25 protein-coding genes, 1 tRNA gene and 2 pseudogenes are annotated in these 24,446 nt (G+C 62.0%); 16 read left to right on the top strand and 12 right to left on the bottom strand.

Annotated features, from left to right (window positions below; translation table 11 throughout):
• Positions 1-12: 12 nt before the first annotated feature.
• The 6 genes from AC0KVN_RS13585 (at position 13) to AC0KVN_RS13560 (ending at position 2,805) form a co-directional block, all read left to right on the top strand.
• Positions 13-759, top strand: a complete 747-nt coding sequence (locus tag AC0KVN_RS13585) for a double zinc ribbon domain-containing protein (RefSeq protein ID WP_435568475.1) — start codon at positions 13-15, stop codon at positions 757-759.
• A 50-nt stretch (positions 760-809) separates the two neighbouring features.
• Positions 810-1,067 (top strand): glutaredoxin 3, encoded by a 258-nt coding sequence (gene grxC, locus AC0KVN_RS13580; protein ID WP_010335902.1) that lies wholly within the window; start codon positions 810-812, stop codon positions 1,065-1,067.
• 6 nt (positions 1,068-1,073) lie between these two features.
• Positions 1,074-1,904, top strand: a complete 831-nt coding sequence (locus tag AC0KVN_RS13575; protein ID WP_435568476.1) for a carbon-nitrogen hydrolase family protein — start codon at positions 1,074-1,076, stop codon at positions 1,902-1,904.
• Positions 1,901-2,395: a DUF1178 family protein gene (locus AC0KVN_RS13570; RefSeq protein ID WP_435568477.1), complete on the top strand. Its 495-nt coding sequence runs from the start codon at positions 1,901-1,903 to the stop codon at positions 2,393-2,395. Before AC0KVN_RS13575 ends, AC0KVN_RS13570 begins: the two co-directional genes overlap by 4 nt.
• A gap of 36 nt (positions 2,396-2,431) precedes the next feature.
• Positions 2,432-2,508: transfer RNA gene (locus tag AC0KVN_RS13565), tRNA-Arg, on the top strand.
• Between the two features lie 90 nt (positions 2,509-2,598).
• Positions 2,599-2,805 (top strand): hypothetical protein, encoded by a 207-nt coding sequence (locus tag AC0KVN_RS13560; RefSeq protein WP_435568478.1) that lies wholly within the window; start codon positions 2,599-2,601, stop codon positions 2,803-2,805.
• A gap of 219 nt (positions 2,806-3,024) precedes the next feature.
• Here AC0KVN_RS13560 and AC0KVN_RS13555 read toward each other — a convergent pair.
• Positions 3,025-3,513 (bottom strand): annotated as a pseudogene (locus AC0KVN_RS13555) (recombinase family protein); the annotation flags it as partial.
• Between AC0KVN_RS13555 and AC0KVN_RS13550 the strand changes: the two are divergent.
• Positions 3,406-3,702 (top strand): hypothetical protein, encoded by a 297-nt coding sequence (locus AC0KVN_RS13550; RefSeq protein WP_435568479.1) that lies wholly within the window; start codon positions 3,406-3,408, stop codon positions 3,700-3,702. The pseudogene AC0KVN_RS13555 and the gene AC0KVN_RS13550 overlap by 108 nt on opposite strands.
• A gap of 3 nt (positions 3,703-3,705) precedes the next feature.
• Here AC0KVN_RS13550 and AC0KVN_RS13545 read toward each other — a convergent pair.
• From AC0KVN_RS13545 to AC0KVN_RS13535, 3 genes and pseudogenes are all read right to left on the bottom strand, one after another.
• A pseudogene (locus AC0KVN_RS13545) lies at positions 3,706-4,113 on the bottom strand (recombinase family protein); the annotation flags it as partial.
• A 26-nt stretch (positions 4,114-4,139) separates the two neighbouring features.
• A complete protein-coding gene (locus tag AC0KVN_RS13540; protein WP_139149913.1) occupies positions 4,140-4,340 on the bottom strand; it encodes a hypothetical protein in 201 nt (66 codons plus the stop codon).
• Positions 4,341-4,400: 60 nt separating this feature from the next.
• Positions 4,401-6,074 (bottom strand): hypothetical protein, encoded by a 1,674-nt coding sequence (locus AC0KVN_RS13535; protein WP_483656146.1) that lies wholly within the window; start codon positions 6,072-6,074, stop codon positions 4,401-4,403.
• Positions 6,075-6,401: 327 nt separating this feature from the next.
• Here AC0KVN_RS13535 and AC0KVN_RS13530 point away from each other — a divergent pair, with 327 nt between their 5' ends.
• From AC0KVN_RS13530 to AC0KVN_RS13510, 5 genes are all read left to right on the top strand, one after another.
• Positions 6,402-7,262, top strand: a complete 861-nt coding sequence (locus AC0KVN_RS13530; RefSeq protein WP_435568481.1) for a hypothetical protein — start codon at positions 6,402-6,404, stop codon at positions 7,260-7,262.
• Between the two features lie 40 nt (positions 7,263-7,302).
• A complete protein-coding gene (locus AC0KVN_RS13525) occupies positions 7,303-7,554 on the top strand; it encodes a hypothetical protein (RefSeq protein ID WP_278392339.1) in 252 nt (83 codons plus the stop codon).
• 56 nt (positions 7,555-7,610) lie between these two features.
• A complete protein-coding gene (locus AC0KVN_RS13520; protein WP_278392340.1) occupies positions 7,611-7,913 on the top strand; it encodes a hypothetical protein in 303 nt (100 codons plus the stop codon).
• 348 nt (positions 7,914-8,261) lie between these two features.
• Positions 8,262-8,477 (top strand): hypothetical protein, encoded by a 216-nt coding sequence (locus AC0KVN_RS13515; protein ID WP_375187487.1) that lies wholly within the window; start codon positions 8,262-8,264, stop codon positions 8,475-8,477.
• A gap of 247 nt (positions 8,478-8,724) precedes the next feature.
• A complete protein-coding gene (locus AC0KVN_RS13510) occupies positions 8,725-9,399 on the top strand; it encodes a heavy metal-binding domain-containing protein (RefSeq protein ID WP_278392343.1) in 675 nt (224 codons plus the stop codon).
• Here the strand turns inward: AC0KVN_RS13510 and AC0KVN_RS13505 are convergent.
• The gene (locus tag AC0KVN_RS13505; RefSeq protein WP_278392345.1) at positions 9,333-9,779 is read right to left on the bottom strand and encodes a hypothetical protein; all 447 of its coding nucleotides are present in this window, start codon (positions 9,777-9,779) and stop codon (positions 9,333-9,335) included. The genes AC0KVN_RS13510 and AC0KVN_RS13505 overlap by 67 nt on opposite strands.
• A 262-nt stretch (positions 9,780-10,041) precedes the next feature.
• Positions 10,042-10,206, bottom strand: coding sequence for a hypothetical protein (locus tag AC0KVN_RS13500; protein ID WP_155282070.1), 165 nt, complete (start codon positions 10,204-10,206; stop codon positions 10,042-10,044).
• A 582-nt stretch (positions 10,207-10,788) separates the two neighbouring features.
• On the opposite strand from AC0KVN_RS13500, the gene AC0KVN_RS13495 reads away from it, so the two are divergent.
• Entirely contained in the window at positions 10,789-13,881 is a 3,093-nt protein-coding gene (locus AC0KVN_RS13495) for a TonB-dependent receptor domain-containing protein (RefSeq protein ID WP_017500208.1), read from the top strand.
• A gap of 67 nt (positions 13,882-13,948) precedes the next feature.
• Positions 13,949-14,917, top strand: coding sequence for a 2OG-Fe(II) oxygenase (locus AC0KVN_RS13490; protein WP_435568482.1), 969 nt, complete (start codon positions 13,949-13,951; stop codon positions 14,915-14,917).
• 67 nt (positions 14,918-14,984) lie between these two features.
• On the opposite strand, the gene AC0KVN_RS13485 is transcribed toward AC0KVN_RS13490, so the two are convergent.
• The 5 genes from AC0KVN_RS13485 to AC0KVN_RS13465 form a co-directional block, all read right to left on the bottom strand.
• On the bottom strand, positions 14,985-15,884 hold the full coding sequence (locus tag AC0KVN_RS13485) for a hypothetical protein (protein WP_483656144.1): 900 nt from the start codon (positions 15,882-15,884) through the stop codon (positions 14,985-14,987).
• Positions 15,881-17,752 carry a glycosyltransferase family 2 protein gene (locus AC0KVN_RS13480; RefSeq protein WP_435568483.1) on the bottom strand — a complete coding sequence of 624 codons (1,872 nt, stop codon included), beginning with the start codon at positions 17,750-17,752 and terminating at the stop codon, positions 15,881-15,883. The genes AC0KVN_RS13485 and AC0KVN_RS13480 overlap by 4 nt, the downstream gene beginning before the upstream one ends.
• Complete coding sequence (locus tag AC0KVN_RS13475; protein ID WP_435568484.1) at positions 17,752-19,341, bottom strand: cellulose biosynthesis cyclic di-GMP-binding regulatory protein BcsB; 1,590 nt, start codon at positions 19,339-19,341, stop codon at positions 17,752-17,754. The genes AC0KVN_RS13480 and AC0KVN_RS13475 overlap by 1 nt, the downstream gene beginning before the upstream one ends.
• Positions 19,338-20,588, bottom strand: coding sequence for an NAD-dependent epimerase/dehydratase family protein (locus AC0KVN_RS13470; protein ID WP_435568485.1), 1,251 nt, complete (start codon positions 20,586-20,588; stop codon positions 19,338-19,340). The genes AC0KVN_RS13475 and AC0KVN_RS13470 overlap by 4 nt, the downstream gene beginning before the upstream one ends.
• A gap of 172 nt (positions 20,589-20,760) precedes the next feature.
• Positions 20,761-21,111, bottom strand: coding sequence for a YciI family protein (locus tag AC0KVN_RS13465; RefSeq protein WP_313392762.1), 351 nt, complete (start codon positions 21,109-21,111; stop codon positions 20,761-20,763).
• A 248-nt stretch (positions 21,112-21,359) separates the two neighbouring features.
• Here AC0KVN_RS13465 and AC0KVN_RS13460 point away from each other — a divergent pair, with 248 nt between their 5' ends.
• A complete protein-coding gene (locus AC0KVN_RS13460) occupies positions 21,360-22,646 on the top strand; it encodes a cyclic di-GMP phosphodiesterase (protein WP_125985236.1) in 1,287 nt (428 codons plus the stop codon).
• Positions 22,647-22,665: 19 nt separating this feature from the next.
• Here the strand turns inward: AC0KVN_RS13460 and AC0KVN_RS13455 are convergent, their stop codons facing one another.
• Positions 22,666-23,001: a GIY-YIG nuclease family protein gene (locus AC0KVN_RS13455; protein WP_435568486.1), complete on the bottom strand. Its 336-nt coding sequence runs from the start codon at positions 22,999-23,001 to the stop codon at positions 22,666-22,668.
• A gap of 265 nt (positions 23,002-23,266) precedes the next feature.
• Between AC0KVN_RS13455 and AC0KVN_RS13450 the strand changes: the two genes are divergently transcribed.
• On the top strand, positions 23,267-24,442 hold the full coding sequence (locus tag AC0KVN_RS13450; protein WP_435568487.1) for a glycoside hydrolase family 5 protein: 1,176 nt from the start codon (positions 23,267-23,269) through the stop codon (positions 24,440-24,442).
• Positions 24,443-24,446: the final 4 nt, after the last annotated feature.

Below are 24,446 nucleotides of genomic sequence, written 5' to 3'. Positions count from 1 at the left end.
GGGACAAGGCAGATGATGTCGCTGGTCCCGCTTCTCAAGACCGTGATGCGTCCGGTCATGGATTATGCCCTTCCGCCCCGCTGCCCCGGATGCGGCGCGATCGTCGGCGCGGATCATGGATTCTGCCTGGATTGCTGGAGCGGGATGCGGTTTCTGGGGCCGCCCTGCTGCGCGCGCTGTGGCCTGCCGTTCGAGCATGAGATGGGCGAGGGCGCGGCCTGTGGCGCCTGCCTGGCCAATCCGCCGCCGTTCGACAGCGCGCGGGCGGTGCTGGCCTATGGCGATGTCGCGCGGACCGTGGCGCTGCGGTTGAAATATGGGCGGCGGATCGGCCTGGCCGGGCTGGTGGCGGGGCAGATGCTGCGCCATGTGCGGCCGGAGATGGAGGACGCGCTGATCGTGCCTGTGCCGCTGCATCGTTGGCGGCTGTGGGGGCGGGGTTTCAACCAGTCGGCGCTGATCGCCGATCATCTGGGGCGGTTGACGGGTCTGGCGGTGGACAAGCATGGCCTGCGCCGGGTGAAGCGGACGCAGCCGCTGCGGGGGATGAATCCGAAACAGCGGGCGCAGGCGGTGCGCGGCGCCTTTGCACTGGGGCCGGACCATGGGCTGGCGGGACGGGTGATATGGCTGGTCGATGATGTCCATACCAGCGGAGCGACGGCGGCAGCCTGCGCGAAGCTGTTGAAGGCCGGCGGCGCGCGCGAGGTGCATCTGCTCTGCTGGGCGCGGGCGTTACCCAGAACCGGCGACGATTGACAAAGCGCGCATTCCCCCCAATTTCGGGGGAAAGGAGTTTTACCGAGATAATGGCAAAGGTCGAAATCTATACCAAGGACTGGTGCGGCTATTGCGCGCGGGCCAAGGCACTGCTGGAGGGCAAGGGTGTTGCCTTCGAGGAATATGATATCTCGCTGGGCGGTCCCAAGCGCGAGGAAATGCTGGAGCGGGCGCCCGGACGCACCACCGTGCCGCAGATCTTCATCGACGGTCAGCATATCGGCGGCAGCGACGATCTCGCCGCGCTGAACCGCGAAGGCAAGCTCGACCCGTTGCTGGGTCTGTAACGCCCGATGCGCGCCGCGATCTTCCAGATGACGACCGGGATCGACCCGGCCGCCAATGCGGCCGCGATCGTGGATGCGGCGGCGCGCGCCAAGGGGGAGGGGGCGGACATGCTCTTCACCCCGGAAATGGCGGGCTATCTGGACCGGGATCGCAAGCGCGCGGCGGCAACGCTGGGCGGCGAGGCGGATGATATCGTGCTGGCCGCGGTGCGCGAAGCGGCGGCGCGCGAGGGGCTGTGGGTCCATATCGGATCGCTGCCACTGAAAGATGCGCGCAGCGACGGGCGCTGGGCCAATCGCAGCTTCATGATCGACGATCAGGGCGAAATACGAGCGCGCTACGACAAGATCCATCTGTTCGACGTCGACCTGGCATCGGGCGAAAGCTGGCGCGAATCCTCGGTCTATGGGCCGGGGGAAAGCGTGGTGGCGGTCGATACGCCCTGGGCGCGGATGGGCTTTTCCATCTGCTTCGACATGCGCTTTCCCGATCTCTACCGGGCGCTGACCAATGCGGGTGCGACCGTACTGCTGGCGCCGGCGGCCTTCACCGTGCCGACCGGACAGGCGCACTGGCACGTCCTGCTGCGCGCCCGCGCGATCGAGGCGGGCTGCTTCCTGATCGCTGCCGCGCAGGCGGGCGAGCATCAGGACGGGCGCACCACCTATGGCCATAGCCTGGTGGTCGATCCGTGGGGCGATGTGCTGCTGGACATGGGCGAGGGGGCGGGGCTGGCCCTTGCCGATCTTGACCTGACCCGCGTAGAGGCGGTGCGCGGGCGGGTGCCCGCTATCGCCAATCGGCGCGTGATACCGCAGGATGTTGAGATCAGGTGATCGTTTTCGACCTTAAGTGCGAGGGCCAGGGCCATGTCTTCGAGGCCTGGTTCGGTTCCAGCGCAGACTATGCGGACCAGAAGGAACGCGGCCTGCTGGCCTGTCCGCTATGCGGCGACACGCGGGTCGGCAAGGCGCTGATGGCGCCGGCGGTGGCGGCCAAGGGCAACCAGCGGCGCGAGATCGTGCCGTCGCAGCAGCAGCAACCGGCGGCCGCAGCGGAGACGGCGCCGGTCGCGGCCGGGCCGGACGAGGCGAAGATGCGCGCGCTGGTCGAAGCACTGGCGGACGCGCAGAAGAAGGTGCTGGAAGGCTCGACCTGGGTCGGGCGCGGCTTTGCCGAGCAGGCGCGGGCCATGCATTATGGCGAGCAGGACAAGGGCAGCATCCATGGCGAGGTCGCCCCGGCCGAGGCCAAGGCACTGGCCGAGGAAGGCATCAATGTCGCCCAACTGCCCTTTCCGGTGATTCCGCCCGAAGCGAAGAATTGACCGCGCGCGCCGCGCATAATAGAGCCGGCGCTGCGTGCACCCGTAGCTCAGCAGGATAGAGCATCAGATTCCTAATCTGAGGGCCATGGGTTCGAATCCCGTCGGGTGCACCATTTCCGTTCAGCTTTGGGCACCAAGGCTTTCGGTGCCTGTGACGCGATGACCGCTCGTTCGAGCATGTCATTGCGACCCAAGATTCGGATTTGGCGGTTGCCGACTTCGACGCGGTCGACCAGCAATTGGACGTACTCACGGCGCAGCTTCGGATCCGAGCCTCGCAAATTTTTATCGAGAAGCTGGCCAAAGGCAGCGATAATGGCAGGAGTTATCCTGCGGTCGCCTGCTTCGAGTTGGCGTTCAAGGACAGCCAGATCGGCTTCTGTGCTGGCCCGCTGAGCGCGGATATTTGAGAGTTCGCTGGCGATCTGCGGGTCCTCAGGGCTGCAGATACCGGCTCTGACGAGCTTGATGACTCTGGCGCTTTCACCTTCAAGCTGTGTCAGTTTCGTTCGCAACCGTTTCAATTCGACCTGGCGTTCGGCGACGGCGGTTTGCGATCGATCCAGCCAAGTCTGCAACAGGAGGTTCAGGCGGTCAGGGTCTGTCAGATGTTCACCAACAGCATCCACCACGATTTCGTCGAGTGTCGACATAGGGATGCGGCGGCCTTTGCAACTCTCGGCACCCTGCTTTACCCGCGCGGCACAAGCATAATAGCGATATTGGCCAGATTTTCCTGTCGCGGTGCCTAAACCCCCGCCGCAGCCATCGCCATTGCATCCGCAAACGGCGCGACCAGTCAGAAGGTTGGTGTTCGTCTTCTGCGCAGCCGCGCCCATCCTGGGATCGCGATCGGCCATCTGTTTTTTTACAGCGTAGAAAACATCCTCGGACACGATAGGCGGGACCGGGATTGGCACCCACTCGTTCTCGGGACGCTGTTCACGCGTGCGCGAGTCGCGCCGATTGAACATGACGTATCCGCAATAGGCGGTGTTGGTCAGGATATTATGGACGTTGGAAACGCTAAACCGCTTCCCGCGGATCCGTTCGCCCCGTTGATTCAGCAGTTGAGCGAGTTTCGTGATGCCGACGGGGCCATCCTCGTTTCCATGCAGATATTTCTCAAATATCCAACGGATGAGGTCGACCGTTTCAGGATCATGCTCCAACTTTTTGCGGTCCTTGCCGCGCGGTTGCGGAACAACGTAAGTGCGGAACCCAAGCGGCGGGGTCTGACCGTTCCAGAACCCGTTGACGGCGTTCGCGATCATAGTTCTGCGGACATGCTTGCTGTTTTCAGCTGAGTGGTATTCGTCGAAAATCGCCAGCATCGACACGGCCATGTCCGATGCGGGATCATCGCCAAAATTCTGCGTAATCGAGACAATGCGGATTTTTCGTCGGCGCAGGCGTTCGCGATACTGCATGAAGTCCAAGGCATTGCGAAACAGGCGCGACAATGAATGAACGAGGATGATGTCGACAGGGTGATCGTCGGCTTCAGCCAGAGCGATCATTTCGCGAAAGGCGCGGCGCTCGTCATCAGTGGCGCTTCCGGCCTCGGAGAAAACCCGGACGCATGTCGCGTCGTTTTCCTGGATCCAACGCTCTGCGCTGGCAATCTGATCAGGCAGAGAGAGGTCGTTCTTCTCCTGCCTGGTGGTCGAAACCCGAGCATAAACGAAAACGCTCTTGCCCTGAAAATCGTGCTGCATGCGGCCCTCTGACTGACCGCAACTTTTCAGTGTTCGAAGAGTGCGGCGATTTCGAAACCGAGGAGACGATCCAGGAAAGCAACCTCATCTTCGAGAACAAAATTAGAACATTTGAGGTCGGATTGCACCTGATAATCGCTTCGTCGAGAGGTTTTTATGTTGGGTTCGGCGTTGCTCGCTGAACTGCCGCCAGACACCTTTCCGCAGAGTTTGACCGGTCTCGCCATGGCCTATTCCATGGCGAGATTGCCGGCCCGGCTCTGCGCGACCCATGTGCACTTTCTGATCTATCGGCTGAGGCGGATGTCAGGAAGCACATCGAGCAGATAGAACGTTCTGCGCTCATCATTGATATCACCGGAGTGGTCCGCATTTACGCGCGGTCCCATCGTCGATAGCCACTCGATCGCCGCATCAACCGGTGCCACACCTTGATTATCAAACGACGCAATCGGATCTCGGCGACCCGATTTCGCGCCAAAAGCTGAATCCTCGAGGATAACCCGGCGATATGAATCCAGCAGGAGCTTGATATGATTTTTTGCGCCGCGTGGCATTTTGCTTTTGTCGAAGCCGGGCAGTTGGCCATCAAGATTATATGGCAATTGCCCAGTGAGAGCATATACCGTGGCGGCGTGTTCGAACGCTTGGCTCAGAAAAATGGCCGAATGCACGAAACGGCAAATACTTACGGCGGAGCATTCCAGTGGGGACAAGCCTGAATAGCGGGCACCTGTGGCCAGTTTCTTTGTTAGGTCTACAGTTTTCCTGTTGCCATTTTTATCACTTGATCCTTCTATTGAGACTGGCATCGATGGAAAGAGATGGGGCGAGGAGGCCAGCTTTTCGCGCGCAAATTCGATAAAATGATCCAGCTGCCGACGGAGCTTGACACGCATACGCCACTGCATTTTTGCCAGTCTGGCCTCGACTACGGGGGCCAGCGTTTTCGCAATGCTCCCCTTGGGCGTGGCATATCGTGGTTTTGGAACTGGTTTTCCCGGTTTCCTGGCAGCAATGCGTTCGCATCGGTGTGCGTCCCGTTCAGGACGGGTCATGTAGCCGCGGAGGCATCTTTCTGCCGTCTCGGCCACTTTCTTGAAGACCCCGGTAAGGCCGCTCGCGCGGATATAGCCTTCAGCTGGTGCAACAAGTCCGTAGGCGGGCTGCACTAGGGCCAACTGAATATCTGCGATCGTTGACTGTACATCGCGTGCGTTGAAAATCAGTGTCTGGACCAGAATGATATCCAGGCAGGCCTTGATCGTTAGGCGACCAGGTGGGCCGGATTTCCGCATATGCCAAAGAGCGCTGCGGTGGTGGCCGGCCATGATCCTGAGATAGAAAGATCGTTCTTCCGGATCTGCGGATTGCTGCAGACTCGATAGCATGGCTGAATGGGCGCTAAGTTGAGGTGCGTTGCAAAAATCGATCCACGTCTTCTCGACGAGTGCGATTAGAGTGGTATCCAGACCTGCATGGATGAGCTTCTCATTTGCGAGCCGTGCTGAGTAATCCGGGCTCTCGATCAGGTCCCGTGGGATGGGGAGTTCGCGCGCGCGCAGGGCTGCCGGCGGCAGCGTAGCCCCCTCTTCACGAAATTTTCGCGCGAGGATCGGGTCCAAGAGAAGCTGATTAAAGACATCGAGAAGGCTGGCGCCATCGTCGATGGTCGAGAAATGAAGCAGCGTAACGGTATAATGAGCGTCCGCGAGTAGCCCCAGGAGTGCCAGGTCATCGAGTTCGATGAACCTGCTCGACAGCACAGAAAAGATCGAACCTAGCCGATACTTCTGTGTATCGTCGCCGCCGGGCTTTTTGTCGCCGCGGCGTTTGCCGGCTGCTGCGGCAAGCCGATTGAGCTCGCCCAACTCGTCGTCGATTTGCGACAGCCGTCGATCATACTCTGCAGATCGTTGCTGGAGGCTGGCGGCCAATGATTGTGCGCGGCTTGTGCTCATGCGCATCTCGTGCCGCATTCAGGCGCGGCACGCTGCGCGACCCATGTGCACTATTTTTCGACAGAGCACGGCCGGCGATCATCGTACCTGACGGGCGACCCACGTGCACGTTACGACCAGCATGACTTGCTAAGCCTGAGCGCGACCCATTCGATGGTTTTCTACAGAGGCTTAGAATGTGCGCATGGGTCGCGCATCCACCACCATTAGGGCCGTTTAATAGGGCGAAAGAGAAAGGGGGGTGGTGCGCGTAAAAGTGTTGTTTGGCCAACGGCCAACAACACGGACGACCACCCCCCTTTCAACAACTCAATTCAGACGGTTCAGATGCTTCGCCCAGTTGCCGATATCATTCGCCAAAATGAGCAGATCGCGGCTGGATGCGCAGCAGTCCGCAGCGCGCGCAACCGCGCCGCCCGCGAGCGTCGGTCCGATCGAGAAACCGCCAGCCTGCTGAAGCTGACGTTGCTGAAGCGGTTCCGAGAAGATCGTGAACTGCAGCAGCGGCTGCGTTTCCGGATTCGAGTCGCGGAGTCTGAACGACCGCGAATATCGGATCGAGCGGCGCGTAATCTGTTTCACCGGCCCGCGAATGGGCTGCGTTCCTTCACCTGGTTTTCGCCATCACGTCATGGGAAACATGGATCCCGCTCGCTTTACGTCCAGTGGAAAAGTCGCGGCTTGTGCGGGGGGCGCGGGAGAGCGTGGCGGCCGGGTGAAGCCAGCCGTTTCGCCCGCTATATTACGCGCGAGGCAGCGCTCGAATCCGGCGAAGAGGGTTGGTCCAGCAACATCGGCGCCGATCGCACGGAGATCACTGCGTTCTGGCGCACCCTGGAGCAGGTCGAGCAGCTCAATCGCGCCAAGCCGCTCTACACCGACTACGCGAACGACGGTGGCGTGAATGTCTTGCTGAGGAAGAATGGCAATATCATCGCAAGCACCGGATGGTCTGGCAATTTGCTGGGCACCTATGGTTCGCTGGCATTCGGTTCGGCGATGACGACCGTGTTCGATGCACCGGCTGCCGACACATACACGGGCAATGTGACGGTGGAAGTTGTCGCTTTCAGAGGCAGCACCGACACCGGCATCGTCAATCAGGGCGACTATTACACGCGCACGCTCAGCGGCAGCTATACCAATTTCAGCTTCAGCAATCTGCGGCTGAAATGGACCTTCATCTGATTTCAGGCGGGCGAGGAAGCGTGTCCGCCTAAATATACGCATGACAAACTATACCAATCCAAATCTTACCCAGCGTGAGATCGTCGAAACCAGCCTACTCGCGATCGAGGCCATGCAGGCCAAGGTGGTGGAAACCGCTGATGCGGCCAACGCTCACACCGCTGATGCACTGGACTATGTGACCGCACAGATCATCGCCCAGCATGTTTCGATCCTGACCGGCAGCAACATCCAGCTTGAGCAAGAAAGGGCGCGGCTGTTCGGTATCATCGCTGCTTGGGACGCTGACTGACTTGCGCCTCCGATGCAGGTCCGTTTGAATGGCGGGCGAACATCGGAGGATCAGCCATGGATGATTTTCGCCAGCAGGTAGTTGATGCAGCGGTTCGCGAACTGCGCCACCAATTGGGCGATGACTCGGTCGACGCCCACGGGACGCTTGTGCAGGTGGACGGCAGCTTCAAGATGGCGAGGGTGGCCGAATATATCCTGCGCACCGCACTTGATAGTCGTGACGAGCGGATCATTGAGGAAGTGGCCAAGGGCATAGCTCGAGATGATCGGCCTTGGGAGGAATTTCGCGATCAGGCTGTCGATGCGATCACTTCGATGTATGGAATCGTGACAGCCTTGATGGACCCGTCGACCTGATACCTAATCCGCTGCGTCGGTTCGAAGTAAGTCGGCCTGCCGCCTGAAATATGCTGCGCGACGCCTGTGTGCATCAATCAGCATGATGTCATCACCGCGTTGCTGGGCCTCATCGGCAGACGCTTCTTCGTCCACTGCGAGGCGGCGCATGCGGGCGTATTCCGATTTCTGAGAAGGCATTACGGCCCACCCTTTTGTCATGGGATAGGTGATCCCAGCGTCACCGAAATTCGGGGGGAATTAGGGGTGCGCGCCGGGATCGCCATCAGCCTAGCTAGATGGGTCCGCCGGTCAATCTAACTCAGTTCGTCTTGCCCTAACTTTCGGGCGGATCGGCATAAATACGGGATGACCATCAAGCCAATCATATGGGGCAAGGCTACCCTCCATGCTCTCGTTCAGACTGCTGTCCAAGTCTGGCCGCTGATCAATCGCCGCAACATTTCTATCATGCTCGGCGTCGCTTCCGTGTTTGGACTGGTTGCGCCCGACACCGCTACGGACCTTCGAAACGTGATCCTTGCGCCGGTGGGTGTAGAGCAAAGCGCGGCCGACCTGCTGTGATGTTTGGCCATGGGAAGACGGTTGTGGATCACGTCGCGGGGGCTGGCCCCATTTTGATGTCTCTGGCTTCGTGGGCCGGGGCGATCACGCCCATTTTGACCGCGATCAGCGCCGTGATGGCTATCACGTGGTTCGGCCTTCGATTCTATCATTATGCGCGCCATGGTCGCGACATTCCGAAATAAACATTTTCATCGTAATAATAAAATCTTAAGCATGTTCGCATATCGAGGGGGTGGGGGCGGTGATGAGTGACGTTTGCCGGAATTGCAACGCGGCGATTACGCCGGGTTCCACCTTCAAACTTCCAAATTCCCGCAAGTCGCCTGAAACGGTCGCCTATGTGAATTTTATTCACGAGGCCAATTATCCCGATCTGTGCGAGAAATGTGGTCCCGGATTGGTTCAAGAAGCATACAGCATAATTGATCGCAGGATTTCTGAGCAGCTTGAAGTGATCCAGTCGCTGATCGTAGATTATCCCATGTTCACAATGTCATGGCTTCCGGCATCGATCGACGTTCGGTTCAAGGGGATGATCACCGCGAACCTAACGGTCGGAACCGGATTTTTCAGTGAATTCAGTCAGGGATTTTCGGACTTTACCGGGGCGGTCAACGTCAAGTCGGGCATGAGCCACAAGGTCAACAAAGGGGAGGCAGCAGCCCGCTCCATCCTTGTTGAAAAAGCGATGAGCCTTGGCGCTAACTGCATCATCGGTGTCGACATCGACTACGGCACCACGGCGAACAATGCCGCAACCATCAATATGCAGGGCACTGCTGCGCTCGTCTCAAACCTCGAAACCCTCGTTCATATTGACGAACTGGTAAAGGCCCACGAACTGCAACAAGCTTACGAACGCGTAGCCGAATTGAGGCGTTGGCGCGCTGGGCAAATATTGGCCACGTTCGCGGCCTGATCAGCCGCTAGGCGGAATATCTCGAAAAGGTGGTCCGCCTCCGTCCTTCCCAACCAGTATTCCCGCTCGCTCTCGATGCGATCCAGTTCGACCGAATCGTTGGTCAGGCTGCCCTGATCCTCAAGGCTGCGCAACGCGAACCATCGGACCTTATTGAACGATGAAGTGAAGCTGGGCTGGTCCAGATGCTCTGCCTGATCGACGGTCGTTTGCCACCATCCGGCGGGGCAGGGATTGCGCGGAAGCCTGAGGCCCAGTTCGGCCAGATCGGCAGGGGAAAGGTCGCTGCGATCGTTGAGGTCGTGGTCGGAGGCGTCCACGGTTGTGGCTACGCATCCGACGGTCGTGGTCAGAATTTCAGATAGGGTGTGGACGTCCATCACCTATTTAGGAAGCAGCCTCCCTAGGGCCGCAATCGTTCCGCACTGGTCGCGTTGAAGTTTCGACGGACCAATTCGTCCACGATCGCCTGCTGCTCAGCAGTGAGATTTTCAGGGTCAACGATCGTGGAATGAGCGTCAACCAGTTCATCATCGGACATGGAGGAGGCTAGGGCCGCATAACGGAGGTGGTCTTGCATGCCGCCGTTATATCAGAGCCGCAACGAAACACATCTTGAAATGAGACCGATATTTTCAGCGGTTATGACGATGGCTTGTTTTGTGGAGGTGTGGTGGCGGCCTCATCAATGGTCATCCCTTTGCGCAATCTGGAGGTGAAGGCACTCATCGAAATGCCGTTATGGCGTGCAACAAACAGCGCACAACGGCCATCGGCCATCTTCAGTTCTCGTATCTTCTTGACCATTGATGTGGCGAACTGATTGAGGCGAATTTGTGTCCACGCTTGCGGGAAATGGAGTGTTCTGCGAATCCCCCCCCGGCCGGATAGCAAAAAACTGATCCAATCAGCCTGAAAATCTGATGCTCAAGGGGGCGTAGCCATTCCAGCGCATGCTAACCGATAAGCCAGGGAAGGCTTTCGGGATTCTGAATCCTGACACCGTATGGTAGCCACTCCGGCGCAAAGCGGCACTCAATCCAATAGAGATACGGAAATTTCCCAATGATTTGAGTGCCCATCGCTTTCATGTCGGGTGCACCATTTTCCTGAAATCATAATGACTTACGCGCTCATCGGTGGGGCGCGAGCGTGACATCTTGTTGCGCGTCATGCTGTTGCACGACGGTCACATGTTTCACGAAAATTTCAATGTGTGACAAGGATATTACAATATCGCTTGTCTTGCGTCCCAGTTGGGGCACCCTGTGCGCAGCGGCGCGGGAGAGGGCCCGCGTCCTTCTGAACAGGGACCGAAGCTTCGTGAAAAAATATAGCTTTCTGACATTTACTGCCCTGGCGGGCAGTTTTGCCTTTGCAACGGGGGCCATGGCGCAGGGGAGCAGCGCCACGCCGCAGACGACCGAAGCCGATCGCAATCCGGAAGCGACCGGGGAGGTCGCGTCGTCGATCGTCGTGACCGGTTCGCGCATTCGTCGTCCGAATCTGGAAGCCAATGCGCCGATCACCACCATTTCGGGCGAGCAGTTCTTCGAGACGGGCCAACTGTCGGTCGGTGATACGCTGAACGAGCTGCCGCAGCTGCGCAGCACCTTCAGCCAGCAGAACTCGACCCGCTTCCTGGGCACGCGCGGCCTCAACCTGCTCGACCTTTACGGCTTGGGCACGCAGCGCACGCTGGTGCTGGTCAATGGTCGCCGCCATGTCGGTTCCGACGTCCTGTCGAACGGCGTGTCGCCCGACACCAACACCTTCCCGACCGACCTGATCGAGCGCGTCGACGTGATGACCGGCGGTGCATCGTCGGTCTATGGGTCGGACGCGATCGCCGGTGTGGTCAACTTCGTGCTGAAGCAGGACTATGAAGGCGTCCAGGTGCGCGGCCAGAATGGCGCGAGCAAATATGGCGACGCCGGCAACCGCTATGCTTCGATCCTGGCGGGCAAGAATTTCGCCGATGGCCGCGGCAATATCGCGATCAACGTCGAATATGCCCAGTCGGACGATTTCTACGGTTCCAACCGTCCGACCATGCGCCAGAATGATGCGTTCATCGTCGTCGACACCGACCCGGCCGGCACCGCCAACGGTTCGGACGGCGTGTTCGACCGCCAGTTCTTCCGCGACGTGCGTTCGGCCACCATCTCGCTGGGCGGCCAGACCGGCATCTTCCAGAGCGCCGGCAACGCGGCCTGCGGTCGTGATGCGGTAGGCGCGGCCTTTGTCTGCAACATGCTGTTCCAGCCCGACGGCACGCTGGTGCCGCAGACCGGTGAACGCATCGGCCTGGGTCCCAACGGCAATTATGTCGGCGGCAACGGCACGAACAGCCGCGAAGGCAAGCTGCTGGCGCTGAGCCCCAATCTGGAACGCATTTCGGTCAACCTGATGGGCCATTATGAGTTCAGCCCGTCCTTCGTGCCCTTCTGGGAAGCGAAATATGTCCGGGCCGATGCCTATGGCTCGCAGAGCGGTCCCTTCTTCTCGCAGGGCACGACGCTGGGCGATCCGGGCGGTCGCGAACGCATCCGTCTCGACAACCCGTTCCTGTCGGACCAGGCCCGCACGCTCCTGACCCAGCAGTTGCTGGCGACGACCGTCAACGCCAATACCGGCGCAGCCCTGACGGCGGCGCAGCTCGACGCGCAGCGCGCCGCGATCAACGCCGGCACGTTCCGGTTCAACCTGCGTCGCAACTGGGTCGACTTCGGCATTCGTGACGAAGCCATCCGTCGTGAAACCTATCGCGCTGTCGTCGGTGTCCGCGGCGACTTCAACGACGACTGGAACTATGAACTGTCCGTCAACTATGGCGAGCATCGCGAGAAGAATGTCGTCAAGGGCAATGTCAACGTCCAGCGCTACCTCCTGGGTATCGACACCACCCGCGACGCCGCCGGCAACATCGTCTGCCGTTCGAAGCTGAATCCGGCCGGCACGGTCGACTATGGCGCGGATGCGGCCATCCTGGCCGCCGACATTGCGGCATGCGTTCCGATCAATCCCTTCGGCCAGGGCTCGGTCTCGCAGGCTGCGCGCAACTATGTGCTGATGGACACGGTCGCGACCGGCAAGATCAAGCAGTTCGTGGCGTCCGGCTTCGTGGCGGGCGACACCAGCGCCTGGTTCGAACTGCCCGGCGGCCCGGTCGGCTTCTCGGTCGGTGGCGAATATCGCCGCGAGAAGGTCTATTATGACCTGGATGAGCTGACCCAGCAGGGCTACGCCTTCTACAACGCGATCCCGACCTTCCGCGCCCCGGCGTTCGAAGTGAAGGAGCTGTACGGCGAAATCAGCGTGCCGATCCTGAAGGACGTTCCCTTCTTCAAGGAACTGACCGCCAATGCCTCGGGCCGCGTGTCCGACTATAAGGGCGCGACCGGCACCGTCTACACCTGGGGCACGGAACTGACCTGGACCCCGGTTCAGGACATCCGCTTCCGCGGCACCTACAACAAGGCGATCCGTGCGCCCAACGTGGTCGATCTCTATTCGGAGCAGAGCCAGAATTTCGCGCCTGCGCCGAACGATCCCTGCTCGCTGCGCAACATCGGCACCGGTTCCTCCTATCGCGAGGCCAATTGCCGTGCGGCCGGCGTGCCGACCAACTATGACTTCGTCTACACCTCGTCGATCGAGCTGATTTCGGGCGGCAACCCCAATCTGCGGGAAGAAACCTCGACCAGCTGGACTGTCGGTGGCGTTCTGCAGCCCCGCTGGATTCCGGGCCTGTCGCTGTCGGTCGACTATTTCAACATCAAGGTGGACGACGTCATCACCGCGCCGTCGGCCCAGCAGATCCTGAACGCCTGCTATGACGCACCCAATCTGGACAATCCGTTCTGCGGCCTGTTCACGCGTAACGGCGCGACCGAAGGTCCGTCGGGTGAAGCGGCCTATCAGGTGCTTCAGGGTTCGTTGCAGCAGACCACGCTCAACTATGCGAAGCTGACCGCCGAAGGCATCAACGCCGAACTCAACTATCGTCATGATTTCAGCTGGGGTTCGGCTGGTTTCAAGACGGTCTACACGCGCATGATCAAGCGGAACGAATATCTCAATCCGGCTGATCCGAGCTTCCGCAACCAGATCCTGGAAGAACTGGGCGATCCCAAGAACCAGGTCAACTTCAACGGCGACGTGAAGTTCGGCAAGCTGACGATCGGCTATCAGATGCGCTGGATCGACAAGATGTACCTCAACACCTATGAGGACTATAACTCGGTCAACGGGCTGCCGCCGCAGAATGCGGACTATGCCTCGCTCAAGAAATATCCCGACGTCTTCTATCATGACGCACGTATGGGCTATGACGTGACCGAAAAGTTCAACATCTATGTCGGTGTCGACAATATCGGTAACCGCGCACCGCCCTTCGGCCTGACCGGCGTGGGTGCGGGTTCGGGCATCTACGACGTCCGCGGCCGCTATGGCTATATCGGCGCCGTCGCCAAGTTCTGATCGCAGCGACATGCTGTAAGGGAGAGGGCCGGATTGACTTCCGGCCCTTTTCGTTTTCTGCTTGGCCATGACTTCCCCCACCGTTTCCCATGCCCGGCAACTGGCCGCATCCGGCCAAGTGGCGCAGGCTGTCGCCCGGCTGGAACAGGCATCGTCGCAGGGCGATGTCGACGCGCTCTTCTGCCTCGCCACCTGGCATCTGGCGGGCCATGGCGTGGCGCGCGATCTGGAGCGGGCGAGGGGCCTGCTGCGCCGCGCGGTCGAGATCGGCCATGTCGATGCGGCGCTGATGGAAATCGCGCTGACCGCCAATGGCAGCGGCGGACCGGTCGACTGGACGGAGGCGCTGGCCCGGTTGAAGATCGCGGCGCAGGGGGATCCGGTCGCGCAGCAGCAACGGGCGCTGATCGAACGCATGGCATTGGCCCCGGACGGTGCGCCCGTGGCCGTGCCCGCGGGCGAAGCGCTGGCCGGCGGCTGGGATGTCCGGCTGTTCCGCCAGTTCCTGACGGCCGATGAATGCCATCATGTCATCAGCGAAGGCCAGGCGCTGCTGGAACCGGCGATGGTGATCGATCCGCGCAGTGGCCGGCCCATGCCGCATCCGATCCGCACGTCGGATGGCGGGATTTTCGGCCCGGCGCGCGAGGATGTGGTGATCCAGGCGATCAACCGGCGGATTGCAGCGGCAAGCGGGACGATGCTGTCGGGCGGCGAGCCGCTGACATTGCTGCGCTATGCCGTCGGCCAGCAATATCGGCAGCATCATGATTGCCTGCCCCATGTCCGCAACCAGCGGGCATGGACGATGCTGATCTATCTCAACGAAGGCTATGCCGGCGGGGAAACGATCTTCCCGCGGCTGGGCCTGTCGGTGAAGGGGCGGAAGGGCGATGCCCTGCTGTTCCGCAACACCGATGCGCAGGGGCAGGCGGCGGAAGCCGCCGTGCATCTGGGCGCGCCGGTCATGGCGGGACAGAAATGGCTATGCACCCGCTGGATCAGGCATGATCGTCACGATCCCTGGAACCCGTGAGCATGCTGGGTGGGCCCCGGTCGTTGCCGGGCTTGCGCCCGATCGGAGCTTCTCCGCATTTTCACGCTCAGTGGAAGCGGATGCCGATGCGGCCGACGAAGCCGCTATAGTCGCGGGTGGGGACGTTGGAATCATCGCTGGCATAGCCGGCCTCGCCGAACAGGTTGATCCGCCGGGTCAGCGCCTGTTCGACGCCGCCGGTCAGGCGCAATTGCGTATCCTCCCGCTTGAAGGGATAGGCGTTGGAGAAGGCCGCCTTGTAGTTGCGATGGACCAGATAGAGCCGGCCATAGACTTCCAGTCCCTCGCGCAGCGGCGTGCGGGCGATCAGCATCGTGCCATAGCCATTATAGCTGAAGCGGTTGGCCTGCGCATTGGCATGCAGGCCCAATAGCGACCCCATGATGCGGGTCTGCCCGCCGCCCGGCCGCCAGAGATGACGCAATTCGCCCAGCCACTCGCTCTGGTCATAGCCCTGGAAGCGCTGTTCGCTCTGGTTGCGATAGCCGTAGCGCAGGCGCACCGTGCTGGTGTGGGCAGGATTGTGGCGGTGGATGAGCTGGACATCCATGCGCGCACGATCGAACACCCGGCCATCATCGCCCAGCACATATTCATAGCTGGGCTGGAAGCGCAACCTGGTCCGCCCCCTGGCCGCCAGTGGCCAGTCGATCTGCGCGCCGACGGTCAGCGGATAGCGATTATAATCGGCTTCGGAGGGATAGATGTGGGCGCCCGCGGACGCGCGCAGGATCGCTGGGCCGGCATCATAGGCCAGGCCCACTTCGCCGGTGAACAGCGACTTGATCCGATCCTGATCGGGGCTGTTGTCGACCACGTCGGGTGGCACCACGTCGAGCCCGTAGGAGAGTTCACCCTCGACCGACAGGTCACCCGGCTTTGCCCAGCCGGCCTGGGGCATGGCGGCGAGGCCCAGCAGGGCGGCGGGAATGACGATCTGTTTCATGAGACCTCCGGCGATGAAGGGGGGGATGGCGGGGGAAGCGGATCGGGCGGCGGGCTTTGCGGCCAAGGGTCGCGCCCGATCTGGATGCGCGTGGACATCGACGTGATCGGGATGGTGAGCGCGGATTCGAGCGTGTACCAGGCGCGCAGCGCGCGGAAGAAGATGTAGGGGGGCAGCGCCAGCAGGGCGCGGGGGCGATTATTCGCCAGGATCGCGATCGCCGCGGCAACCATGGGGGATCCGACCAGCACGGCGACGATCGCCTGCCAATGGGGCAAAGCGATCGATCTCGACGTGATGAACAGTTCGAGCAGGCCGAAGATGACGAGCGGGATCATCATCGCCCGGCGCGCGGTGTTCATCAGCATATAGGGCAGGACCAGCTTGCCGCGGATGCTGAAGTCGGGCGCGCTGATGAGCGAATGGGCGCGCGCGCTGACGTGATAGACCGACCGGAACCAGCGCAGCCGCTGTTCGCGCAGATGGGCGAAGCTGGTCGGCACTTCGGACACATAGCTGACCCGATGATCGACCAGCGTGCGATAGCCCAGTTCGGCGATGCGCAACGAGATGTCGGTATCCTCGCCATTCATGCCGGAGGCGAACTGGCCGACCCGGCGCAGCGCGTCCGCCCGATAGATGACGAACATGCCTGGAATGCCGACCAGCCCTGCCATGACGCTGAGCGCGGGCGAATAATAGCCATGCTTGACGATCACCTCGACCAGGCGCCCCGCATCGAAGATCGCGCCGCCTGGCGGCAAGGGCACGCCGCCGACCGCGCCGGCATCGGGATCGGCAAAATTCTGCATTGCCAGCGTCAGATTATCCTCGCCCACCAGCGTGTCGGCGTCGATCCGCACGATGAACGGATGGCGCGCATGCAGCACGCCTTCGTTCAGGGCATGGGCCTTGCCGGGCGTCGCGACATGCACGACCCGCCCCTTGAGCGCGGAGCAGGCGTCGATCACGGCGCGGGCGATGTCCGCCGTGCCATCGACCGAGCCATTGTCCATCACGATCAGTTCGACCTCCGCACCATAATGGGCAGCGGCGCGGTCGATATGCTGGATCGTCTGGCCTATCACATATTGCTCGTTGAAGGCGGGCACGATGACGCTGACCGGGGCGGCGAAGTCGGGGCGCGACAGGCGATAGCGCTCGGTGACGGCAACGATGTAGAGCTGGGCAAAGGTCAGCAGCACGAACAGGATGACGCCCGGACCGATGCCGCCGAGCAGGCTGATGTCGCGCATCTCCTCGAACAGCAGGATCGGTTGCTGTGCCGCCCAGATGGCGATGATCGCCGCGATCGTGCCGGCAATGGCGAGGCGGTAGAGGGCGCGCCCCTTGGGCTGGGGACCGCGCAGCACCGGCACCGGGGCAGGCATGGTGCCGCGCCGGATGATGACGAAGGCGAAGACCGCCATGCCCGCAAGGCCCGCCATGATCTGGATCGCGGCCAGCGAAAAGGGGGTGCCGACATAGGCGAACAGCGCCACGCTGCCGAGGTCGAGGATGGTGCAGAGCGCCATGTAGCGCAGGCACAGGTCGAGACAGAGCAGGATGCGCGCCCGCACCGATCCCGCCGCATAGAGCGAGAAGGAGATGAAATAGGAATAGATGAAGGTCCGGATCGAGATCGCGCTGAAGCCCAGATAGGGGCCGAACACATAATCATGGGTGCGGAAGAAGCGGTCGAGAAAGCCCAGTTCGAACAACCATAGCTGGAACAGGGCGATGGTCGTGAAGGTCAGCAGCAGAGCGGGTGCGCGCAACATCGATACCGGGCGGGCCAGCCCGCCGGCGAAACTGTCCGTCGACTGGAAATTGGCCTGGGTCCGGTCATAATCCGGGGGCGGCGGCATCAGGGGGCAGGGGCTGTTGCGCGTAGCGGGGTGGTCGCCGGCGTGGCGGGCGGCGGGACGGGAACCGGGCGATGGACCGTCACCAGCAGGGCCACGGCTGCCCTAGCCGCCGATGCACCACGCGCGAAGGGTTCCACCATCACGCCTTCGCGCCGGTCATCGGGGAAGTGGACCAGCCATTGCCGTCCGGCGGGGCGGACCCGTGCCAGCGCGCCGGCAATGTCGCCCGTCAGCACCTCCATCGTGGTGCCCGGCCTTTGGGTGCCGAAGGCGAGGGCGCTTGGCCGCATCTGACCCAGCAACTGGGCCGCAGCCTGTCCCTGCGGTGCGGTCAGTGCGCCGGCCTTCAAGGCGACCGGGCGATTGGCCGCAAGCAGGCCCCGCAACTGGACGACCGCCGGCACAAGCCGTTCGCCGCCGCCCCGCAAGATGGTTTCCGGCAGCATTTCCGCGGCGATCAGACGGCGCGCGCCGCACCGCATTTCTTCCCGCTCATGCGCGGTCAGGGTGATTTCCAACTGGTTGCGATCCAGATGATCGGCGGTCGGCAGCGCGATCGAATGGCTGAAGCGCTGATCCTCGTCGGTCAGGGTGCGGGTGAAGAGCAGATGATCGTTGAGCGTCACGAACAGCGCGGTGCGGGTTTCGGCGATCGGCCCGAGCAGCAGGCGCAGGTCGAGCGCGGACGGCAGTTCGCCATTGGGCAATTGCCCGACATCATAGCGATAGCGCCAGGTGGTTTCCCGATCGAAGCGGCGTGCGCCGCCATTCTCGATCGCGCTGACCAGGCTGACCGGATAGCGCAGCGCCTGCGTCCGGCCGGGACGGATGGCTGCGCCCTTGTCGATGTCGGTCAGTGCCTGGGCGGCATAGCCGCTTTCGCCGAAATAGATGCCATAGCCTTTCTCGCTCAGCCGTGCGGCGGCGAGCAGGGTGGCGAGATCCGCCACCTTGTCATCCTCGTCCCATTTGACCGGGATCAGGTCGCCCCACAAGGCGAGCCGGTCGCGGGTGGTGGATGGTGCCTTGTCCAGTTTGAGGTGCAGGCCACTTTCGGGCAGGATCGTGACGACGGCGGCCAGCGCTTCATTGGGCGTGCATTCGGCCATCGGGCCACGCCCGACCAGCGCCAGTTTGACCTCCAGCTGGCCTGAGGCCAGTTCGGCGGGGGTCAGTTCGATCTTGGCACGCCGCTTGAAACGCCCCTGGTTCAGCACGACGTCGGCGCGCTTGACCCCGTTGATGCTGATCCGCAGCGCACCCTCGGCATCGGGCACGGCGTCGGTCGCGAAGGCGATATTATAGGTGCCGCTGAGCGGCCGGCTGTCTGTCGGCAGGCGGAAGACCTTGCTAGCATAGGCCGGAAAGCCGGACAGGATCAGGGGATTGTCCGGGTGCGACTGAGCGACGAACACGTCGCGTCCATCGACATCGATGAAGGGGATGGAGCCGCGCTGATAATCCTCGAACAGAGGGTCGCCCATCCGGACGTTGCGGCCCATGATCGTGTCGAACAGGCCGCTCTGGCCGATCGCGATGAGCAGGCCGATGAACAACAGCGCCTGAAGGCAGATGACCCATAATCTCATCGGCCCGCTCCCGCCACGCCGGGCAGGACGGGGCGGATCGTCTCGATCGGCCCCGCCTGGTCGAGCGCCGCCTGCTGCTCCCGCGTCCAGGCCGTGCGCGCCGGGATGTGGCGCTGGTCGACGCGGTCGGCATAACGGGCGGAAATTTCCAGCGTCTCGGCCAGCAGGCCGTCGGTCAGCAGGATCGGGTCGAGGCCCAACGCACGGAAGGTGGCGTTGCTGACGTCGAGGTCATTTTCTGCCGCTTCCTTGCGGGGGTTGGGCAGATATTCGATTGCCGCCCCGGTCAGGTCGGATACCAGCCGGGCAAGGTCGCGCACGCGCAGGCTTTCGGCGATCTGGTTGATGATCTTGACCCGGTCGCCGCGCTCCGGCGGATGGGCGACGGCGAGCGCAATGCAGTGCACCGTGTCCTGGATATTGAGGAAGGCGCGGGTCTGGCCGCCGGTGCCATGGACGGTCAGCGGATGGCCAAGCGCCGCCTGCACCAGAAAGCGGTTGAGCACGGTGCCATATTCGCCCTCATAATCGAACCGGTTGATGAGCGCGGGGTGGCGTCGCGTCTCCGCCGTCTGGGTGCCCCAGACGATGCCCTGGTGCAGGTCGGTGATGCGCAGCTGGTCATTCTGGGCATAGAATTGGAACAGCAGCTGATCGATCGACTTGGTCATGTGATAGACGCTGCCCGGCCGGGTCGGATATAGGATTTCCCAGTCATGCGGGGCACCGGCATCGTCGTGGATCTGGACGGTCAGATAGCCTTCGGGGATCTCGAAGCCGGCACCGCCATAGCCATAGACGCCCATGGTGCCGAGATGGACGAGATGCGCGTCGAGGTCGCAGGCGACCAGCGCGGTCAGGACATTGTGGGTGCCGCCGACATTGTTGTTGACGGTATAGCGCTTCTCGGTCGGTCCGCGCATCGAATAGGGGGCGGCGCGCTGTTCGGCGAAATGGACGATCACTTCGGGGCGCTCCTCCGCCAGCAGGGCAAGGAGGCGGGCATAATCCTGGGCGACGTCGAGATAATGGAACCGGATGGTCCGCCCGCTGACCTGATGCCAGGCATCCAGCCGCTGGTCGACCATGGCGATCGGCGTCAGGCTGTGGACGCCCAGTTCCGCGTCGATCCGGCGACGCGAAAGATTGTCGATGATGACGACCTCATGGCCCAGTTCGGACAGATGCAACGCTGTCGGCCAGCCGCAAAAGCCGTCGCCGCCGAGCACGAAAATCTTTTTCGCCACACGATCTCCTGTCCCTGGCGCGCGCCGGACCGGAAATGTGCGCGGCGGCCGGCAATCGAGAAGAAGGGAGGTCGGATGATTCCGCTTCGTCAGCCCAAGAGCTATCGGGGTAAATACCGAGTTCCGGGGAAAAACGGCAGCAGATCAATGCAATGCAAGGATATGAGGGGCGCTAGGCCCATTCGTGGAAGGGCCTGATTTCGATCTCGCTGGGGCCGGGCATGGGATTGGGGCAGCGTTTCGCCCAGGCGACCGCTTCGTCCATGTCGGCCACTTCCCACAGCCAGAAGCCCGCGACCAGTTCGCCGACCTGGGGAAAGGGCCCATCGATGACGCGGCGATCGGCGCCGTCGAAGGCGATACGCTTGCCATGAGAGGAGGGGAGCAGGCCGTCGGCCATGCGCAATATGCCGGCCGCTTCCAGTTCGTCGTTGAAGCGGCCCATCGCCGCCATCATCTCCGGGTCGGGCGGGCCGCCTGCCTCGCTGTCCTGCGTCGCCTTCACCAGCACCATCACGCGCATCGATCGCCTCCCTGTCCGGACCGCAGGAGGATAAGCGAAAATGGCCGGTTGCGGTAGGCGCAGCGACATCATTGGCCGGCGCGAGGTGCCGTCTCCCGCAACCAGGAAGAGAACTGACGACTTTCAAGCAGTTGGTGCGCGTTTATGCGGTGAAACGATGCGGCCCTTTTGCTGCCGGCATCATGTGTCTTAACCTTTTGGAAAGGCACGACCTGCGAAATGAAAGCGGGGACTACGGGGCCGTATAAATGCTGAAAAAAATCCGCACCCAGGACGTGAAACTGGGGATGTTCTTGCACAAGCTGGACGGGTCGTGGTTTTCCCACCCCTTCTGGAAGCGCAAGATGCTGCTCGACGATCCCGAGCAACTGGCGGACCTGCATGCCAGCAAGGTCGAGTGGGTGACGATCGACGTGTCGCGCGGTGCGGATGTCGCTCCGGCCCAGCCGGTGCCATCCCGCGTGGTGCAGATGGCCGAGCCGCGCGAACGGGTGTTCGGCCGTGCCGGGCCGACGATCGTGCGCCGCGCCGCGCCCCAGCCGGTCGACCGTCCCTTCGATCCGCTGTCCAAGGACAAGCTGCCGATCCGCGCCGAGATGGTCCATGCCCAGCGGCTGGCGCGCAAGTCGGGGCGCACCATGCGCAAGCTCTATGAGGATGTGCGGCTGGGCAAGGCGGTGAAGGCGGCCAAGCTGGAAACCATGGTCGACGAGATTTCCAGTTCCGTGCAGCGCAACCCGCACGCCTTCATGGCGATCACGCGGATGAAGAATAGCGGCGAATATCTGTATCAGCATGCGCTGTCGGTCTGCGCGCTGATGATCGGCCTTGCCCAGCAGATGCACCTGTCGCCCGACGACATCCGCAAGGCTGGCCTCGCCGGCCTGCTGATGGACATGGGCATGGCCCATGTGCCGCAGGAAGTGTGGGACAAGGACGCACCGTTGACGCCGGAGGAGTGGGACGTGGTCAAGAGCCACACCACGCTGGCGCACGAGTTCCTGACCCTGGGCGGCGAAATGCCGGCGGAAGTGCTGGACGTGTGCCTCAACCATCATGAGCGGCTGGACGGCAGCGGCTATCCCAATGGCCTGGCCGGCGAGCAGATCGGCATGTTCGCGCGCATGGCCGCGATCTGCGACAGCTATGACGCCATGACGTCAAATCGTTTGCACCGCAGTGGCGAAGACCCGTCGCGCGCATTGCTGAAGATCGACGAGGATGGCGGCGCGCTGTTCGACGCGGAAATCTTCCAGGCGTTCCAGCGCGCGGTCGGCATCTATCCGATCGGGTCGCTGGTGCGGCTGCGATCGCACCGGCTGGCGATCGTGGTCGAGCAGAATCCCGATGACCTGACCCTGCCCAAGGTCCGCCCCTTCTATTCGCTCTCTGACCGGGCGTTCGAGAAGAGCGAGGATATTGACCTCGGCAATTGCTTCGGTGCGGACCAGATCATCACCCGCGAGACGCCCGAAGGATGGGACATGAGCGAATGGCCGGCGATGAGTGCCAAGCTGCTGGCAGTCGCAAGCTGAAACAGGGCGGGCGGCTCGGTCAGATCCGCGTCGCCTGTAACTCTTCCGTCCATTGGAGCAGGCGCTCCTTCAACCGGCGGTCGCGGCCGGCGCCGAGATCATCCGCTTTCAGTCGTTCGAGAATCTCGAAGTCGAAGCCGTCCTCGCCATGGGCATTCCAGGCATGCTGCAGGCCAGGGTGCCGATCATTGCCCAGTCGCAGGGTGAACCAGAGCCGGTTGCGGATCGTGGCGAGATTGAGTGCGCTGCCGACCCAGCGCTGGCCCGAGGGCAGGCAGGATAGGGCATAGATGCCGCTTTCGACTTTCTGCTCCCTGTAGGCGGCGATCGCGGCCCGCTTTTCCTCTTCGGTCATGAGGGACTTTAATATTACCCGGATATATTGGCAAATGATATTTGTCCGGGTCAAATATGCCGGCTTGATTTTGTGGCCATGGGAACAATGGTCTACCCCGTCTTCCTTGGCGGATCGGGAGTTTTGCCTAAGGGAAAACCCGTATGGCGCATTATTAGAACAGCCTGTCGGAGGCTTAACCAAATCCCGCAACCGGGTGAAGACATTGTCTAACTAGGCTAGCTAAGGGCCCGCCTCCTTTTGGGTCTGACAGGGTAGGCAATTCATGAAGAAGATGGGGGGCGGCGTTGCCGCCGCTGTGGTCGCGCTTGCCGCGACGGGTGTTCTTGCGGCCGTTACACTATCGGGGGGCGAGGCGGATGCGCCGGACGCACGGGTGATTACCATCCCGTCATCGTCCAGTTCTGCGTCAGCCGCCAGCACTGGCACCAGCGCGACGGTGCCGACGACGACAGCGGCGCAGGCCTATGCTGCGGCGGCAGCGGCCGCCGTGCCGGCGGCTACGGCGACCAGCACGTCCAAGGTGCTGCCGGGCATCAATATTTCCGGCGGCGAATTTGGTGGCACCGGCGGCAAGCTGGGCAGCAACTATATCTATCCCAGCACGGCGGAAATGCGCAGCTATGCGGCGCAGGGCTTCAAGCTGCTGCGCGTGCCGTTTCGCTGGGAACGGTTGCAGCCCAATCTCTACGGCCCCTTGTCGGAGGTCGATCGCAAGGCGCTGAAGTCGGTGGTGACCCAGGCCAATGCGCTGGGCCTGACGGTGATCCTGGACATGCATAATTATGGTGCGCGCCAGGTGAAGGGCTCGGCGGCGCTGGTCGGCAGCGGCACGCTGGCGACGACGGCGCTGACCAATGCCTGGGTCAAGATCATGGAGGATTATCGGTCCAACCCCAAGGTCTGGATCGGCCTGATGAACGAGCCCAATCGCCAGACGGCGGCGCAATGGTGGGCCATTGCCGGTCAGGTGACCAAGGATATCCGCGCCCAGAAGATCAGCAACAAGCTGCTGATCCCCGGTACGGCCTGGACCGGGGCGCATAATTGGGTGAGTTCGGGCAATGCCGCGCAGGCGGTGAAGTTCGTCGATCCCGGCAAGAATTACGCCTTTGAAGTGCATCAATATCTGGATGCCTGGTCGACCGGCACCACCGACAAGTGCGAGGTCAAGGCCGGCCAGCGCGTGAATGCGGCGCTGACCTGGGCCGAGAAATACAAGGTGAAGCTGTTCTTCGGCGAGATTGCCGCGTCGGGCCAGCCGCAATGCGCGAAGGAATATCCCGATATGCTGCGCCGTCTGAAGACGTCGTCGGCGGTGCTGGGCTGGACCGCCTGGGGCGGCGGCGCCTGGTGGGCCTATGACTATATGTTCCGTCTCCAGTCGCGCACGACCACGCCGACGGCACATATGAAGCTGCTGCTCGCCAACATGCCCTGAGGCG

Source organism: Sphingobium sp. SG1 (assembly GCF_057063145.1).
This window is presented reverse-complemented; position numbering and strand designations above follow the sequence as displayed.